The sequence below is a fragment of the Amycolatopsis rhizosphaerae genome (genome assembly GCF_007713715.1).
Taxonomy (GTDB): domain Bacteria; phylum Actinomycetota; class Actinomycetes; order Mycobacteriales; family Pseudonocardiaceae; genus Amycolatopsis_E; species Amycolatopsis_E rhizosphaerae.
In genome coordinates, this window is sequence record NZ_VJWX01000039.1 from 12,234 (window position 1) to 27,721 (window position 15,488).

General features: G+C 70.0%; 14 protein-coding genes and 1 tRNA gene. 3 read left to right on the forward strand and 12 right to left on the reverse strand.

What is annotated here, in order from left to right:
* Positions 1-124 precede the first annotated feature (124 nt).
* The 3 genes from FNH05_RS06645 to FNH05_RS06655 form a co-directional block, all read right to left on the reverse strand.
* Positions 125-2,077: an ABC transporter ATP-binding protein gene (locus FNH05_RS06645; protein ID WP_144586392.1), complete on the reverse strand. Its 1,953-nt coding sequence runs from the start codon at positions 2,075-2,077 to the stop codon at positions 125-127.
* Between the two features lie 492 nt (positions 2,078-2,569).
* Entirely contained in the window at positions 2,570-3,058 is a 489-nt protein-coding gene (locus FNH05_RS06650) for a hypothetical protein (RefSeq protein ID WP_144586393.1), read from the reverse strand.
* A 1,098-nt stretch (positions 3,059-4,156) separates the two neighbouring features.
* A tRNA-Asn gene (locus FNH05_RS06655) sits at positions 4,157-4,229 on the reverse strand.
* A 152-nt stretch (positions 4,230-4,381) separates the two neighbouring features.
* On the opposite strand from FNH05_RS06655, the gene FNH05_RS06660 reads away from it, so the two are divergent.
* Positions 4,382-4,618, forward strand: coding sequence for a hypothetical protein (locus tag FNH05_RS06660; protein WP_144586394.1), 237 nt, complete (start codon positions 4,382-4,384; stop codon positions 4,616-4,618).
* Position 4,619: 1 nt separating this feature from the next.
* On the opposite strand, the gene FNH05_RS06665 is transcribed toward FNH05_RS06660, so the two are convergent.
* Genes FNH05_RS06665 through dnaG form a run of 3 tightly spaced genes read right to left on the reverse strand, consistent with a single transcriptional unit; the run spans position 4,620 to position 7,819 of the window.
* Entirely contained in the window at positions 4,620-5,384 is a 765-nt protein-coding gene (locus FNH05_RS06665; protein ID WP_144586395.1) for a trans-aconitate 2-methyltransferase, read from the reverse strand.
* A 15-nt stretch (positions 5,385-5,399) separates the two neighbouring features.
* Complete coding sequence (locus FNH05_RS06670; RefSeq protein WP_144586396.1) at positions 5,400-5,912, reverse strand: hypothetical protein; 513 nt, start codon at positions 5,910-5,912, stop codon at positions 5,400-5,402.
* A 2-nt stretch (positions 5,913-5,914) separates the two neighbouring features.
* Entirely contained in the window at positions 5,915-7,819 is a 1,905-nt protein-coding gene (dnaG, locus tag FNH05_RS06675; protein WP_144586397.1) for a DNA primase, read from the reverse strand.
* Positions 7,820-7,887: 68 nt separating this feature from the next.
* Between dnaG and FNH05_RS06680 the strand changes: the two genes are divergently transcribed.
* Positions 7,888-8,820 carry a sigma-70 family RNA polymerase sigma factor gene (locus FNH05_RS06680; RefSeq protein ID WP_144586398.1) on the forward strand — a complete coding sequence of 311 codons (933 nt, stop codon included), beginning with the start codon at positions 7,888-7,890 and terminating at the stop codon, positions 8,818-8,820.
* On the opposite strand, the gene FNH05_RS06685 is transcribed toward FNH05_RS06680, so the two are convergent.
* A complete protein-coding gene (locus FNH05_RS06685; RefSeq protein WP_144586399.1) occupies positions 8,780-9,349 on the reverse strand; it encodes a carboxymuconolactone decarboxylase family protein in 570 nt (189 codons plus the stop codon). The two genes, FNH05_RS06680 and FNH05_RS06685, sit on opposite strands and share 41 nt — an antisense overlap.
* 95 nt (positions 9,350-9,444) lie before the next feature.
* The gene (locus tag FNH05_RS06690; RefSeq protein WP_144586400.1) at positions 9,445-10,392 is read right to left on the reverse strand and encodes a quinone oxidoreductase family protein; all 948 of its coding nucleotides are present in this window, start codon (positions 10,390-10,392) and stop codon (positions 9,445-9,447) included.
* Positions 10,393-10,490: 98 nt separating this feature from the next.
* Here FNH05_RS06690 and FNH05_RS06695 point away from each other — a divergent pair, with 98 nt between their 5' ends.
* Positions 10,491-10,985, forward strand: coding sequence for a MarR family winged helix-turn-helix transcriptional regulator (locus tag FNH05_RS06695; RefSeq protein WP_246127572.1), 495 nt, complete (start codon positions 10,491-10,493; stop codon positions 10,983-10,985).
* Here FNH05_RS06695 and FNH05_RS06700 read toward each other — a convergent pair.
* From FNH05_RS06700 to FNH05_RS06715, 4 genes are all read right to left on the reverse strand, one after another.
* A complete protein-coding gene (locus FNH05_RS06700) occupies positions 10,934-12,718 on the reverse strand; it encodes a glycosyltransferase family protein (protein WP_144586402.1) in 1,785 nt (594 codons plus the stop codon). The genes FNH05_RS06695 and FNH05_RS06700 overlap by 52 nt on opposite strands.
* A gap of 9 nt (positions 12,719-12,727) precedes the next feature.
* Positions 12,728-13,861: a serpin family protein gene (locus FNH05_RS06705; protein ID WP_144586403.1), complete on the reverse strand. Its 1,134-nt coding sequence runs from the start codon at positions 13,859-13,861 to the stop codon at positions 12,728-12,730.
* Positions 13,862-13,899: 38 nt separating this feature from the next.
* Positions 13,900-15,153, reverse strand: coding sequence for a deoxyguanosinetriphosphate triphosphohydrolase (locus tag FNH05_RS06710; RefSeq protein WP_144586407.1), 1,254 nt, complete (start codon positions 15,151-15,153; stop codon positions 13,900-13,902).
* Positions 15,154-15,211: 58 nt separating this feature from the next.
* The coding region (locus FNH05_RS06715) for a YdcF family protein (protein ID WP_144586404.1) at positions 15,212-15,488 on the reverse strand (277 nt) is incomplete at its 5' end.

Genomic DNA, 15,488 nt, shown 5'->3' on the forward strand with positions numbered 1-15,488 from the left:
TGGCGACCGGTGCTGCCGCTGGTCCCCCCTTTGCCGGCCGCCGCCGCTACCCTGTTCACGCCGCTGCCCGCGCCGTCCGTCCCGGAATCACCTCGGTTGGGCGAAGGAGCCGTGCGGCGGCGCCTCAGGCTTCCGGGCTGCCGGCCCGGTAGGCCCCGGCCTGGATCCGGTAGAGCTCCTGATAGGGGCCGGTGCCGGCGAGGAGTTGTTCGTGGGTGCCGTGTTCGACGAGCCTGCCCCGGTCGAGGACGAGGATGCGGTCGGCCGTCCTGATGTTGGCGAGGCGATGGGTGATCATGACCGTGATGCGGTCCTCGCCGTGGGTGGCCGCGTTCCCGAGCGCGCGGAAGACGCGGGCCTCGGCCTTGGCGTCGAGGGCGGCGGTGGGTTCGTCGGCGACGAGGACGGGCGCGTCGCGGTAGAGTCCGCGGGCGATGCCGAGGCGCTGCCATTGTCCGCCGGAAAGGTCCTGCGCGGTACTGAAATGCCGCGACAACAGGGTGTGCTCACCGTCCGGCAGGGCGGCGAGCACCTCGTCGGCTCCGGACTGGGAAACCGCGGCGTGCCACGCCCGGTGGGCGGGATCACGGCGGTCGAGGCGCCCGACGGTGATGTTGCGGTACGCCGTCATGGGCCACCGGGCCGGATCCTGGGCGATCACCGCGATGCGGGAGTGGATCGAGGCGGGATCGGCGGTGGCGAGATCGGTGTCGTCCCAGAAGACGGCGCCCTCGGTGGGCGGGTAGAGGCCGGTGAGAATCTTGGCCAGGGTGCTCTTGCCCGAGCCGTTTTCGCCGACCAGGGCGACGATCTCGCCTCGGTGGAGGGTGATGGTCACGTTCTCCAGGACCGGCTTGTCCTGTCCGGGGTAGGTGAAGGAGACGCCCTCCAGGCGGATCCGCCGTGGACTGGCCGGTGCGGTGATGGCCGAGCGGGCCTGCTGGCGGCGGCGTGCCTCGCCGAGCAGGCGGAGATAGATGTCGATGTAGAAAGAATTCTCGTAAAGGAGGTTGATCGCGTTCATGGTGTTCGACAACGCGGTCGCGGAGGTGCGCATGGCCAGCGCCGCTGTCCCGGCCAGCGCCAGGGGAAGCTCCCCGGTGTAGAGCAGGAAACCCACCACGAGGTAGGCGGCGCCGGTGCCCACTCCGGCGGCGGCGCGGCCCACGAGGCGCACGAGGGTACTGCGGTATGCGAGACGGACTTCGTCGTGCACGAGACTCGCGGCGATGCGCCGGTACTCGCCGAGCAGGGGTTGCTGCAGGGTCAGCGCGTGCCGTTCGAGCGCGAGGGTTCGGGAGGTGGCGGCTTCCTCGATGACGTTCTTGCGGAGGTCGCGGGTGACCACGCGCAGGAAGTGCCGGTAGCGCAGCTTCGCGACCCTCGCCGCCGCCCACCCGTCCGCGACCGCCGCGAGCAGCAGGGTGGGCGCCAGCCACGGGTCGAGCACCGCGGCCGTGACCACCGCGGCGGTGAGCGCGACGAGGGAGGCCAGCAGGTCCGCGATCCAGCTGACGCTGGACTCGATCGAGCGCACCCCGAACCGCTCGCCCTTGCGCGCGAGTTCCCGGAAGTCCGCGTCCTCGAATGCCAGCAGCCGTACGCCCACCAGTGCCGTGGTGACCTCGTTGTCCGCGGCCATCGCGACCCGGGGGCGCAATGTGCCCTCCACGGCGGCGACAGCGGAGTCGAGCCCGGCCCTGGCCGCGTAGGACGTGACGACCACCATCAGCGCGGGCAACGAATCCAGCACCCGCGCCGGAGTGGGCCCCTCGCTCAGCAAGGCGGCGAACACATTCGCCGTCGCGAGCAGCCCGAACGCGGTCACACCCCCGGACACGACATGCACCACGGCGGCCAGCACGGTCAACCAGGGTGCGGTACGCCACGCCAGTCTCACCACGACCGCGATCGCGACCGGCAGGGAACGCACCGCCTGCCACCACCCGGCGGACAGGACACGCTGCCCGGCGAGCGCCCAGTCCGGGGTGGCGAGGTTGTCGATACCAATCAGCGGCTCATTGTCGGAGGAGGAACTTTCCTTGTATGACGGGGGATCCGCGGTGCCGGTCGTCATGAGCGCCCCCTGGTGGTTCCGCCGTTTCCGCGCCAACTCGAAGACTACCGAGCATCACCGGTCGCGCCCAGCGTCCATCCCGGTGGAAATAACTAGCAATGCCCTTTATGGATCTTACTCGGAAACCCTTGCGACATAGCGCGGTTCGCCGCTCTTCACCGCCCAGACCATTGAGTGCCGACCATCTCGTTGTATTGAGTGAACAGCCGAATAGCCGAGCCCGGAACTCACATGAGCTGCTTAAGCAGTCCGGAGAACTCCTTAAGCTCGGTGATGCGGTCCGGTGGCAGCGGCTCTGCGTCAAAGTGCGCGATGGCGTTGCGGATCTGTCGCACCCGGTGGACGCTGGACAAGAGAATGACACCAAGTCCGTATCTCCGACGGCAGCGGCGAACGGCCAGTGGTTCCTCGGGCAGGACGTCCCGGAACGGCTGCAGTCGGCGACCGAGTACCCAGTGCGCTGTGGCCGGTGTAAAAGTCCGGACCGGTTGATCACTGACGTGGCCGCAGATCGTTCTGGTTCTTGATAACGACGATTTCCTTGCCTCCGCGCCGATACTTGACTCGTGCCCACCAGAGTCCATCGTCGCGCGGTGCTTTCTCCCACGTCAACAGACCGGGATACCAGTCGACTCCGTCCCGCACCTGGCAGGGCTTGCCCGAAGGGGAAGCTTCGGTCCGCTCGGCTGGAGAAATCCCTTGCTTTCCATGCCTTCTAAGCCATTGGGACGTGCAGCAGAACTCGCATGGTTCCAACTCGCCCGGTTTGACATCCGCCCACGCGACCCGGACCGCGTCGTGGATGTCCTTGCCCTGTCGACGCGACCGATCGTGCCCCTTGCGCAGCCAGTCGCATTCCCGGTCGTTGTGGTATGCGTGTCCGCCCTTGGTGCGGTAACCGTGCGGCAGCACGCCCTCCGGCGGCGGCTTGCAGTACGCGCAGTGGCCGATCGGCAACAGATGCTTGCATTCATCGTCCACGATCTCCCCCGATGCCGCGCTGAGACCAAGACTATCCCGGTTGCCGACCAGGTCCGAACCGCCCCGCCCGCGCACTGCGTGGCCATCAACGGCGCAAGTACCTTGAACGTCACCCAGGGTTGTATCCCACCCAGACCTCGAGAACGTCGCGTGTTCCCGCGCGGAAGCCCGCCAGGCCGGACTCTGACACGTTCCAGTCATCCAGCGGGGACTCGTCCCGGTGAAGCCGGTTCACGTGCACGGCGCAGCCGTTGCGGAAGCTTCCGACCGCGATCCAGTCGTCAATACTTCCCGTCATCCCTGCGGCCCAAGATGGAGGTGCCGTAAGGACGAGCCCCGGACCAGAGACCACGCCAGCCACATCCCCGTGCAAAGCAGGCCCCACGTATATTCCCAACGCCTCCGTGCTACCGCCCTGGTCGTGGGTGCCGTCGACCGTGGCGGTCTGCCGGTAACCCCCAGCCCCCGTGAGCTGATCCCGCAATTGAAATGCCTGCGTAGGTGGCCGCAACAGCCACACCAGGCCCAGGACGATGACTACTGCGAGGATCAACCCTGCGCACCCGAGCCCCCACCGGCGCCTGCCCGTCATGCCACCCCCGCTACTGCTGTGCTTCCGAGCATGCAACCCCCGAATCCGGTGCACACGCAAGCAGCGCACGGAAGATCGATAGCCAGGACCTTACCGACGCCCTGGGGGGTGACAGCTTTCTGTGGCGTCCTGCCCACTTTGACCGCGGGGAGGCTGCCTTCCGCCGAGCTTTCGCTGCTGTGTGAGGCTCACCGCCCATCGAAAAGGTCTGTACCACTACTGACCTCGATCAGCCAAGACAGCGAACCGCCTCCGGATCTCCACGGCTGAGGACGGGCACCACCGCTGTACCTCGTCTCGATCCATCAGACCAGGCAGCGTCGCCTCCGTCCTCGACGAAGCCGAGCTCACACTGTGCGCTATCGCGGACCAGTTCGGCAACACGCAGAAGGTCGTCGACAAGCACTATCGGAAGCGCAGGGTAGCCAACTGGCGGGTTTCTGGCGGGTTCGGCCCACACACCTTCGGAATGAAAGAACCCCAGGTGCGCTGACCTGGGGTGGAAGCTCCCCCGGTTGGACTCGAACCAACAACCCTTCGGTTAACAGCCGAATGCTCTGCCAATTGAGCTACAGGGGAATGCTCGGTTGTCTGCCCGGATCGCGCCGGGCCAACGGAGTGAAACTTTAGCGCACCCCTGATCGCGCTCTGCAAGCACCCCCGGCATCCGGGTGGCCGGTGAGGGACAATCGGGGAGAGGGTCGGAGAAGATCGGCGAGGAGGCGAGGGGCATGAGGGTATTCCTGCTGGGCGCGGCGGTCGGCTACGTGCTGGGGGCGAAGGCGGGCCGGGCGCGGTACGACCAGATCGTGCGCACGTACCGTAAGGTCGTCGATCACCCGATGGTGCAGGGGGCGGCCGGGGTGGTGCGCGCCAAGGTGAGCGAGAAGGTCGGCGGCAGGGTGCCGTTCTTCAGGACGCAGGCGCAGCACAACGGGCACCGGCCGACCCGGTCCGTGGTTCCCTGACCTACGCGATCCTGGCCACGGCGAAGACCCGCCGGAACGGGAACCAGGTGGTGCCGTCCCCGCGCGGCGGATAGGCCTCGTCCAGCAGCGGTGCCAGTTCGGCGCGGAACCGCTGCCACGAGTCCTCGCCGAGGGCCGCCTTGACGGGCCGCAGTGCGGTGCCGGTGATCCATTCCAGTATCGCGTCCGGCCCGCTCAGCCGGTGCACGTAGGTGGTTTCCCACGTGTCCACGAGGCAGCCGGCGTCGGCCAGGAGCCCGGCGTAGTGGCGGGCGTCACCGACACTGCCTTCGTCACGCAGAGTGCCTGACGGCAGGCGGTCCGCCCACTCCGGCGTGGCGGCCAGTTCACGAGGGAGGGTGTGCGAGGGGGCGTCGAAATTGGCGGGAACCTGCATCGCGAGCCATGCTCCGGAAGGGAGTTGCCCGGCCCAGCGCCGCAGCAGGTCCTCATGCCCCGGCACCCAGTGCAGCACCGCGTTGGTGACCACCACGTCGGTGTCGTCCGCGGGCACCCAGTCCTGCACATCGAGCACCCGCGCGTCGAGGCCCGCCGCCCGCGCCGCGTCCACCATTTCGGGGGAACTGTCCAGGGCTTCGAGGATGGCCGCGGGCCAGCGCTTCCCCAGGGTGCCGGTGAGATTGCCGGGCCCGCAGCCCAGATCCACCACGCGGCGGGGTGCGGTCGCGCCGATCCGGGCGATCAGGTCGTGGAAGGGGCGTCCTCGCTGGTCAGCGTAGTCGAGATACTTCTCGGGATCCCACACAGTACGAGCGTACTGCTATACCGGCGGCGGGGCCAGCCTCTCCGAGGCTTCCCGCGCGATCGCCGCGACGACCTCGGAGTCCACCCCTGGATCGGGTCGCGCCTGCAGCACGCTGCCGTCCTGTCCTGGCAGCTTGCGCTGCACGAACCACACTCCTCCCCCGGGCAGTTCGTGCCGGTGGCGCCCCCGGATCGAGCCGTCCACCCGCTGCCGCACCATCAGCGGCACCTTTCCCGGCCTGGGCAGGGCAAACCGCACCGGTTCCCGGTCCGCCAGCAGCACCGCCGCCCCGGCGGACCCGGCCTCCTCTGCCTCCACCACGGTCAGGCTGCCGTCCCGCCACACCGCCTTGCTGATCAGGTGCCAGCCGATCCGCCGCCCCGGCGGCAGCCACAGTCCCAGTTCGGTGACCACGAGGTGCCCTCCCCCGGCGACCTCGGCCGCGGCCAGCGCGTTCTCCCCCGGCGCGAGCGTGCCGGGGAACCCCTCCGGCAGCAGGTCGCCGAACAGCCGGCGCAGTCGTCCCATGGCTAGTCCGCCCCGCCGATCGCCTGCTCGCGCAGCGCCTTGCGGTACTCCTCGAGCGCGACCAGATCGCCGAACAGGCCGCGGTACTCGTCCGCCGCGTCGACCGGTGAGAGCCGCTGCAGCTTCGACTTGATCTCCGCGATCTGCCGTCCGACGAGGTTCTCCTGCACGGCGGCGATCATGCTCCCGATGTAGCGCACGTCGCCCTCTCCCTTGGCGTGCAAGGGTTCCACCGCCAGTTCGGACACCAGTGTGCGCACCGTGCCCTCCGGGGTGTACGCGGCGGCGGCGTCGATCAGCGCGGGCCCGCTCAGCCCGCTGCTCGCCCCGCCCGCCTTCAGGATCGCCCGGTGCACCGCGACGTACGCGGGATGCGTGAACGCCTCTTCGGGCAGCGCGTCGTACTCCGGCCCGGACAGGGCCGGTTCCTGGAGCGCCGCCTTGAGCACTTCCCGTTGCGCCATCAGACCCGGGTCGCGCGGAGCCGGGCGCGCGACGTCCGACACCGCGGCGGCCTGCTGCCGGGGGCGGCGGCCCGCCGTTCCCGGGGTGCCGCCGTTGCCCGCCGACTCGCGGACCCGGCGCACCACCATCGCCTCGTCCTGCCAGCCGACCCACCAGGACAGCCTCGTGGCGTACCCGTCGCGCTTCGCCCGGTCCTTGATCTGCGCCACCAGCGGCACGGTGCGCTGCAGCGCGGCGACCTGCCCGTCGACCGAGTCCAGGTCGTACTCGGCGAGGATGCTCTTGATCGCGAACTCGAACAGCGGGATCCGCCGGGCCACCAGATCGCGCACCGCGGTCTCGCCCTTGGCCAGCCGCAGTTCGCACGGGTCCATCCCGTCCGGCGCGACCGCGATGTAGGTCTGGGCCGCGAAGGTCTGGTCGCCCTCGAACGCCTTCAGCGCCGCCTTCTGCCCCGCCGCGTCGCCGTCGAAGGTGAAGATCACCTCGCCCCGGAAGGCGTCGTCGTCCATCAGCAGGCGCCGCAGCACCTTCATGTGGTCCTCGCCGAAGGCCGTGCCCGAGGACGCCACCGCGGTGGGCACCCCGGAGGCGTGCATGGCCATCACGTCGGTGTACCCCTCGACGACCACCACCTGACGCCGCTTGGCGATCTCCCGTTTCGCCAGGTCCAGCCCGAACAGCACCTGCGACTTCTTGTAGATCGGGCTCTCGCTGGTGTTGAGGTACTTCGCCTGTATCGGGTCGTCGTCGAACAGCCTGCGGGCCCCGAAGCCCACCACGTCGCCGGAAAGCTCCCGGATCGGCCACACCAGCCGCCGGTGGAACCGGTCGATCGGCCCCTGCCTGCCCTGCTTGACCAACTGCGCCTTGAGCAGTTCGTCGAGTTCGAACCCGCGGTTGAGCAGGAACTTCGTCAGCTTGTCCCAGCCGCCGGGCGCGAACCCGCAGCCGAAGGTCCGCGCGGCCGTCTCGTCGAACCCGCGCTCCTTGAGATACGCCCTGGCCGCCTCGGCCTCGGGGGTGCGCAACTGCTCGGCGTAGAACTCGGCGGCCGCCTTGTGCGCCTCGACCATGCGCGTGCGGGTGCCGCGGTCGCGCCGGACGCTGCCGCCGCCCCCCTCGTAGGTCAGCCGGAACCCGACCCGGTCCGCCAGGCGTTCGACCGCCTCCACGAAGGGCAGGTGATCGATCTTCATCAGGAACTTGATGACATCGCCGCCCTCGCCGCAGCCGAAGCAGTGGAAGGTGCCGTGGGTGGGCCGGACGTTGAACGACGGGGTCTTCTCGTCGTGGAACGGGCACAGTCCCTTCAGCGCGCCCCCGCCGGCGTTGCGCAGGGCGACGTAGTCGCCCACGACCTCGTCGATCCGGTTGCGCTGGCGTACCTCCGCGATGTCACTTTCCCGGATACGACCTGCCACCCGTCGAGGATAGGCCATTTGACGAAGGCCGCCCGAGGTGGCGCACCCCTGCCCGGAGCCATCCGGCGCGAGTAGGTTGCCGGAGTATGGGTCTCGCCGAGCAGTTCGACGATCACCGCTCGCATCTGGTCGCGGTCGCCTACCGGCTCACCGGGTCGGTGTCCGACGCCGAGGACGCTGTGCAGGAATCGTGGCTGCGGCTGAGCACCCTGCCCGACGGCAAACGCGACGGGATCCGGGATCTCAAAGGCTGGCTGACCACGGTGGTCGGCCGCATCTGCCTGGACCGGCTGCGTTCGGCGACCGCCCGGCGTGAACAGTACGTCGGCCAGTGGCTGCCCGAACCGATCGTGACCCCGCTGACCGGCCAGCCCGGCGAGGACCCGCTCGACGTCGCGGTCCGCGACGAGGGCCTGCGCATGGCCGCCATGGTGGTGCTGGACCGGCTCAGCCCCGAGCAACGCGTCGCGTTCGTGCTGCACGACGCGTTCTCGGTGCCCTTCGACGAGATCGCCGGCATCCTCGGCGCCAGCACGGACGCCACCCGCCAGTACGCGTCGCGCGGGCGGCGTGTGCTGAAGGACGCGGAGCCGCCGCCCCGGGCGAGCCTGGCCGAGCAGCAGCAGATCCTCGACCGGTTCCTGACCGCGCTGTTCGCCGGTGACGTACGGGCGGTGGCCGAGGTCCTGCACCCGGACGTGGTCCTGATCGGCGACAGCAACGGCAAGGCCACCACCGCGCGCCGGATCATCGTCGGCGCGGACAAGATCACCCGGTTCCTGTTCGGGCTGCTGTCGAAGTACCCGCCCGAGGCACTGCGGGGCGGGCAGCCGCTGCTGGTCAACGGCGACCTCGGGCTGTACCTGCCGGGGGCCGAGGCCACCGGTCCCTACCGCGGGCTCTCCCCCCGGCTGCAGGCCATGGCCCTCCGCGACGGCCGGATCGTGGCGATCTACGACCAGTGCAACCCGGACAAGCTCACCCGAGCCCCGGCACCCGGCACGCCTCACCGGACGTGAAGCCCTGGTCGGTGATGTCGAGCGCGCCGAACATCCGGGCCCGCTGGTTCTCCAGCCCGATCTGGTAGGTCAGCTCGAGCAGGCCCCGGCGGCCGAACTCGCGCTCCAGTTCGGCGACCTGCTCGGACGTGACGGAGACCGGCGTGTCGCTCATGGCGTCGGCGTAGGCCAGGGCGAGCCGTTCCGCGCGGTCGAACAGCGGCGAGGTGGCGTAGTCGTCGATGTTCTTCAGCCGGTCGATGTCGAGCCCCTGGTGCTTCTGCAGCATCGTCCCGAAGTCGATGCACCACGAGCAGCCGAGGCGCACCGCGGTGCGGTACACCGCCAGGTCGGCCACGTGCTTCGGCAGCGCCCGGACGGCCTTCTCGGCCAGCAGCTCATGGATCGCGCTCGTGCGCAGCAGTGCGGGGTGGTTCGCCAGCACGGCGAACGGTTCGGGCACGGCACCGAAGCGACGGCGTGCGACGCGGTAGAGCAGCTTCGCCTGGAGACCGGCTTCACGGGCGGATACGGCGGGAATGCGGGGCATGGTGACCTCCGGCTGTCGGTTTCTCAAGGGACACCCGGAGGACGAGACGGCCCGGCGCGATGTGACAGCCGGGCCGCTCCCTCCTCGGCCCTTTTTCACGCGACGCGGACGACGCTCTTGCCGCGGGTCACTCCTCCGGCCAGGTCCGCTATCGCCTTCCCGACCTCGGCGAGGGTGTATTCGGCGGTGACATCGAGCCGCACCGACCCGTCGGCGACCAGTGCCATGGCACGAGCGGCACTGCCGGCCAGCTTCCGCGGGCTGGTCTGGCCGGCCAGGTTGCTGTTGTAGGTCATCAGCGACTGGCCTCGCATCAGCAGGTCGTTGGCCGACACGGTGACCGGTTCGAAGGTGGCGATGTTGCCATACACCGCGATCCGGCCATGCGGGGCCAACCGTGCCAGGTTCGCCACCCGGGTGGCGCCGCCGATCGGATCGAGGATCACGTCGAACGTCTCGTCGCCCAGTGCGTCGGGAAACTGCTGGCGCACCAGCACTTCGTGGTAGCCGAACCGGCGCGCGTAGTCGACCTGACCGGCATTGCCGACCACGCCGACGATCCGTTCCGCACCCGCGGCCGCGGCGAACTGCCCGGCCAGCGAACCCACACCACCGACGGCGGCATGGATCAGCACACTGTCCCCCGGCGCGACCCGGGCGACGGTGCTGATCAGGTCGTAGGCGGTCGGCGCGACCCACCCGAACGCGGCGGCGGCACGGAATCCGACCCCGGCGGCGTTGATCGCCAGCACCGACGGCGCGGTCACGACCTCCGCGTATCCGCCCCCGCCGATCAGCGCGATCACCGGCTCGCCGATACGGGTCTCGTCGACGCCTTCACCGACCGCGACGATCTCACCCGCCGCTTCGAAACCGGGCACGAACGGGCGCGGAATCGGGAAATGCCCCTCGCGCACCAGGACATCGCCGTACTGCACCCCCGCATAGGCGACCCGGATCGCGACCTCGCCCGGCCCGGCCACGGGCTCGTCCCTCTCCAAGATCCGGAACTGGTCGTCGGTGCCCAGAACAACAGCCTTCATCGCATACAACCTTCTGTGTCGACTCAGTATCCTGATACTTGGAAACCTAGTCAGTATCAGGTACCTGAGTCAACTTAGGGAGTTGTGAATTGGCTGGCGTGCCGGTCGAGGAATACGTCTGCAACCGCATCCGTCGCGCCGAGCAGGCGCTCATGGCCCACCACGAGGGGGTGCTCCGCGGCTACGGCCTGACGATGACCCAGTACACCGTGCTGCTGACCCTGTCCCGCGACGACGGCATGTCGGGTGCCCAGCTCGCGCGGGCGTGCGGAGTCACCCAGCAGAGCATGGCCAGCGTCCTGACCGGGATGCAGAACAAGGGGCTCATCGATCGGCAACCGTCGCCGGTGCACGCCAAGGTCCTGATCGCCACCCTCACTCCGGACGGCCGTGACCTGCTCGACCGGGCCTACCGGGAAGTGATCGTGCTCGAACGCGCCCTGACCGACCGATTCACCCCGGAAGAGCACAAGCTGTTCTGCGAATTCCTCGACCGCGCCACGGCCACCCTCGTCGAGCAGACCCCAGCCGCCCCGGGGCCTCAGGCGCCGCGCAGGGAGCGGACGTCCCAGAGCCACACCCCGTCCACGTAGGTGGCCGGGGTGCGGAGCAGCAGCTCCACAGTGGACTGCAGCGCCTGCTGGTTGGTCACCGGCGCCAGCACCATCACGTCCGCGTGCCAGTACTTCAGGTCGGCCAGCAGGTCGGCCCGCTGCCGGTCGGTGACGTCGGGCACGTCGCCGGTCTCGCGCACCTTGTTGAGCAGGGAGGCCGTGGGCCGGTCCGGGGCGCCGTAGCGGCCCCGCTTGTCACCCGGCCCGTTCGGCCCGACGAAATAGCCGTCCGCGATCGGGAAGCCCAGATCGGCCTTGATCTGCCAGGTCAGCGCGCGGGCGTCGCCGGGGCTGCTCAGCGGCACGGCCACCAGCGAGCCCGAGCCGACGAACTTGCGCCACGTCCCGTCGGTGAAGAAGGCCGGGGTCGCGGGGCGGGTGAAGGTGTCCAACGGGATGGGCGCGATCGGCACGAGCACCGCGGCCACCACGCCGAGCCACAGCCACCGCGCCGAGAACTGCTGTTGCCGCACCGGTGGCACCGAAGCGAACACCCGGTCGGTGGCGATCGCGAGCAGCACACCCACCGCCGGGATGCAGGCCATCGCCAGGCGGGATTCCAGCAGCGAGTCGAACAGCGGCAGCTTGGCCAGCAGCTTCCACGGCCCGGGCAGGCCGGTCTCGTGGTGGGCGACGGTGATCTGGACGCCGAGGGAAAGCCAGGCCAGCGCGAACATCGCGATCGCGGCGCACCGGGCCACGATGTCGCGCCACAGCCACACCGTCAGCACGACCATGAACACGATCAGCGGCCAGCCGAAGAAGGCGTTCTCCTCGGTGCGGTTCATCGACACGTCGGCGGCGGCCGCGGGATTGCCCGCGATGGACTCGGTGGCGAACCGGGTGAGCGCCGCCGTGTCGTTGCCGACCGCGCCGTGTTCCAGGGTCCGGTAGCTCTGCGGCCCGAAGAACTGCCACCACAGCGGGTAGATCGTCAGGGCGAGCGTGATCACCGCGGCCAGGCCTGCCCCGATCGCCGTGGGGCGGATCATCTTCACCGCTTCACGGGGGCGGGACACGACGAAGGTCAGCGCGAACACGGCGAAGCCCATCATCGTGATGAGCAGCGGCTCCTCGCCGAGGTACACCTGGTAGGCGATCAGCAGGCCGAGGATGATGCCGTCCCGGACCGGACGGCGCCCCTGCGCCACCCGGACCAGCTTCAGCACGATGAACGGCAGCACGAACAGCCCGACGAAGTTCGGGTGCGCGTTGCCGTGCGAGATCATGGCGGGGGCGAAGCCGCAGAACACGCCGCCGATCGCGGCGGCCAGCCGCGAGCGCACCACCGTGCGCGAGAAAACCCAGTACCAGGCGGTGGCGGTACCGGCCAGCCCGCCGGTCAGCGCGATCGCCCAGGTCACCGTGGGCCCGAACAGCAGCGTGATCGGGGAGAGCGGGATGCCGAGGCCGAACATCGCCGTGTTGGCCATCAGGTTGACCCCGGCGGGGAAGTTCTGCAGCGTCGAGCCGAGCGGGTTCTCCAGGTGCGCCACGGAGTGCGCGGTGACCGCGAAGAACCACTCCCACATGTTCTGGTCCTGGGCGCTGTTGTAGAGGTATCCGCTGTTCAGGTTGGTCCACAGGCCGCCGTAGACGACGAACGCGACTACCAGGTAGCACAGCACGACCAGTGCGTCACCCCGGGTCCACCGGGGTCGTTTCGGCTCGGCCACCTGTACCGCCTCAGGCGCCTCCAGCAACGAGGTCACTTCCCACCCTTACGGTTCGACTACGCGGGCGAAAAAGTAGACCACACCGGTCCGCGCGTGCCGCACCAGGAGCAGGAAAGGCCGGTCGACCACCACCTCGACCGGTTCGGCATGCACCATCGCCAGCGTCCGGAAGACCACCGCGGTCGCCGCGGCTCCCTCGAGTCCCTCCTCGTCGATGCGCAGCACCGCCTGGTGCACCACGTCGTCGACGAAGACGCGCGGATCGGGGGTGAGGGGGGCGAAGTCCGCCTCGCGGGTGAACATGGTCCGCACGCCGAGGCCGGCCAGCGCCGTTTTGAGCGCGGCGCGCCGGTCCAGCCTGAACTTCGGCAGCGACAGACTGACCTGTTTGTTTCCCTTGGCGGACAACAAGTTCGCCAGCACATCGGGGTCCAAATCGGACTCCTGGGAGGCCAGGTCGCCGTCCGGCAGCAGGATCAGCGCCTGCACCCCGCCGGCGCCGGGCAGTACGACCAGCTGCCATCCGTCGCGCGCGGCGTGCCCGAGCATCGCGGACTGGTGCATCGTGGGCACGCGACGGAGACCGCCCGGGCTGTGGAAGTCCCCGTCGGCGGTGCGCTGCGCCGGGAACGGATGGGTCCAGGCGAGCTTGAGGTAGAGCGCGTTGACCAGGCAGGCGACCGTGTCGTCCGTCACCGCCCCGGGCTGGAGCAGCTCGGGGATGAGCCGCCGGGTGGTCTCGGCCACGTCGGCGTTGATCCGGCGGCGCGCCGCGTCCGGGTCGCGGACGAACGGCGCGGTCCTGACCCCGCCGCCCGGCCAGGCGGCGAGCTCGCCGAGGAAGTCCTCGTTGAGGGGGAGCTCGTCCCACGCCCACAGCGTGTTGGCCGCGGCGAGCACCGGCGGCTCACCCCGGTCGTGCTCGTCGAGGCTGGAGGCGGCGCCGAGCAGTTCGGCCTGCTTGGCGACGTCGGCCTCCCCGCCGGTCAGCAGATGCAGCAGCTCGGCGGCGGCCGCGCCGCGGGTGGCCCGGCTGGTCAGCCCGAGCGCGCTCGCCACCGAGTAGGGGGAAAAGCACGAGTCACCGCTTACGGCGGCGTCACCAGCAATGGCCCGGTGCAGGGCGAAGCAGAACCTGAGGTGGTCACGCTCGGGACCACGCGCCTTGAGCTTGGTCACACCCCGACGCTACCGGACCACCTCCCGCCACGGCGGGGTCAGTGGCGGCCGGTGTGCCAGGCGTGCCAGGCGTGGGCCTGCGCGTCGGTGAGCGTGGCGACCTGGTCGATCACCACGCGCAGGCGCGCCGCGTCGTCACCGGCCGCCTCCCAGGCCGGGTGGAAGACGGCGTCGAGCGATTCCGGGGCACGGTGGCACAGCCGCTCGACGAGCTCGACGAGCAGCTCACGCTGTCCTTCCTGCAGGGCGCGGCGCCGCGGATCGCTCATCACGTAACGCAACGCCACCGCCTTCAGCAGGGCCACCTCGGCGGCCACCCGTGCCGGGACCTCCAGGTCGGCGGCGTACCGGGTGAGCGGCCCGTCGCCGTGCCCGCGCCGGGTGCCCGTGACCACCACCGAGGCGAAGCGGCCGACCAGCTCGCTCGTCAGGTTCTTCAGCGCGGCCTGCGCCCGGAACGAGGCGTCGAATCCCGTCCGGGCGAGCGCCGCGACCACGGGCAGCTCCAGCAGGCCCTCCGCGGCCCCCTCCAGTGCCGACACCGGCTGACCCGAGAAGTGCTTCGCGGCCAGTTCGGCCACCGCGGCCCGCTCTTCGCGGTCGGTGAGCACCCGCAGGGAGATCCGGCCCGCGAGCACCCCGTCCTCGACGTCGTGCACCGAATAGGCGACGTCGTCCGCCCAGTCCATGATCTGCGCCTCCAGGCAGCGCCTGCCCTCCGGCGCGCCTTCCCGCAGCCAGGCGAAGACCTCGGCGTCGTCGGCGTAGACGCCGAACTTGGCCAGGCCGGGACGACGCGGCCACGGGTACTTCGTGGCCGCGTCCAGGCAGGCGCGGGTGAGGTTGAGCCCGGCAGGCTCGACCTTGGGCTCCAGCCGCGTGAGGATGCGCAACGTCTGCGCGTTGCCCTCGAACCCGCCACACGGCTCGGCGACGCTGTCGAGGGCCTTCTCGCCGTTGTGGCCGAAGGGCGGGTGGCCGATGTCGTGCGCGAGCCCGGCGGTGTCCACCAGGTCCGGGTCGGCGCCCAGTTCGGCGGCGATGCCCCGGCCGATCTGCGCGACCTCCAGCGAATGGGTGAGCCGGGTCCTCGGCACACCGCTGACCTCTGCACCCTCCCCGGGCCCGACGACCTGCGTCTTGCCCGCCAGCCGCCGCAGCGCGGCCGAATGCAGCACGCGCGCCCGGTCCCGGGCGAAGGGACTGCGGCCGTCCGCCGGTGCCCCCGGGAGGGCGGCGCTCTTCGGCTCCTCCGCCACCCTGCGCTGCACGTCGTGCTCGCCATAGCCGATCACGGGCCCACCCTAACCGCGATCGGCCCGCGAAGGGCAGTGTCGTGATCAGCCGTGATCAGCCGAGGCCGGTGCCGCCGATGTCGTCGGCCGGGGTGCGGGTGAGCAGGTAGAACAGCAGTGCGCCGGTCTCGCGCCGGATGTAGAGCGCCTGGGTCTGGCGGGTCTGCACGATCGGACCGCTGTGCGTGGGCGAGGTCCACGCGGTGAGCCCGACGCCGGTGGCCATGGTGCGGGCCCGGAACGAATGCCACGGATCGCTCACCAGCACCGCGGTGTGCCAGCCCCGCTTGAGGACCTCGGCCGCCACCGCGCGCAGGCTCCCGAGGGTGTTG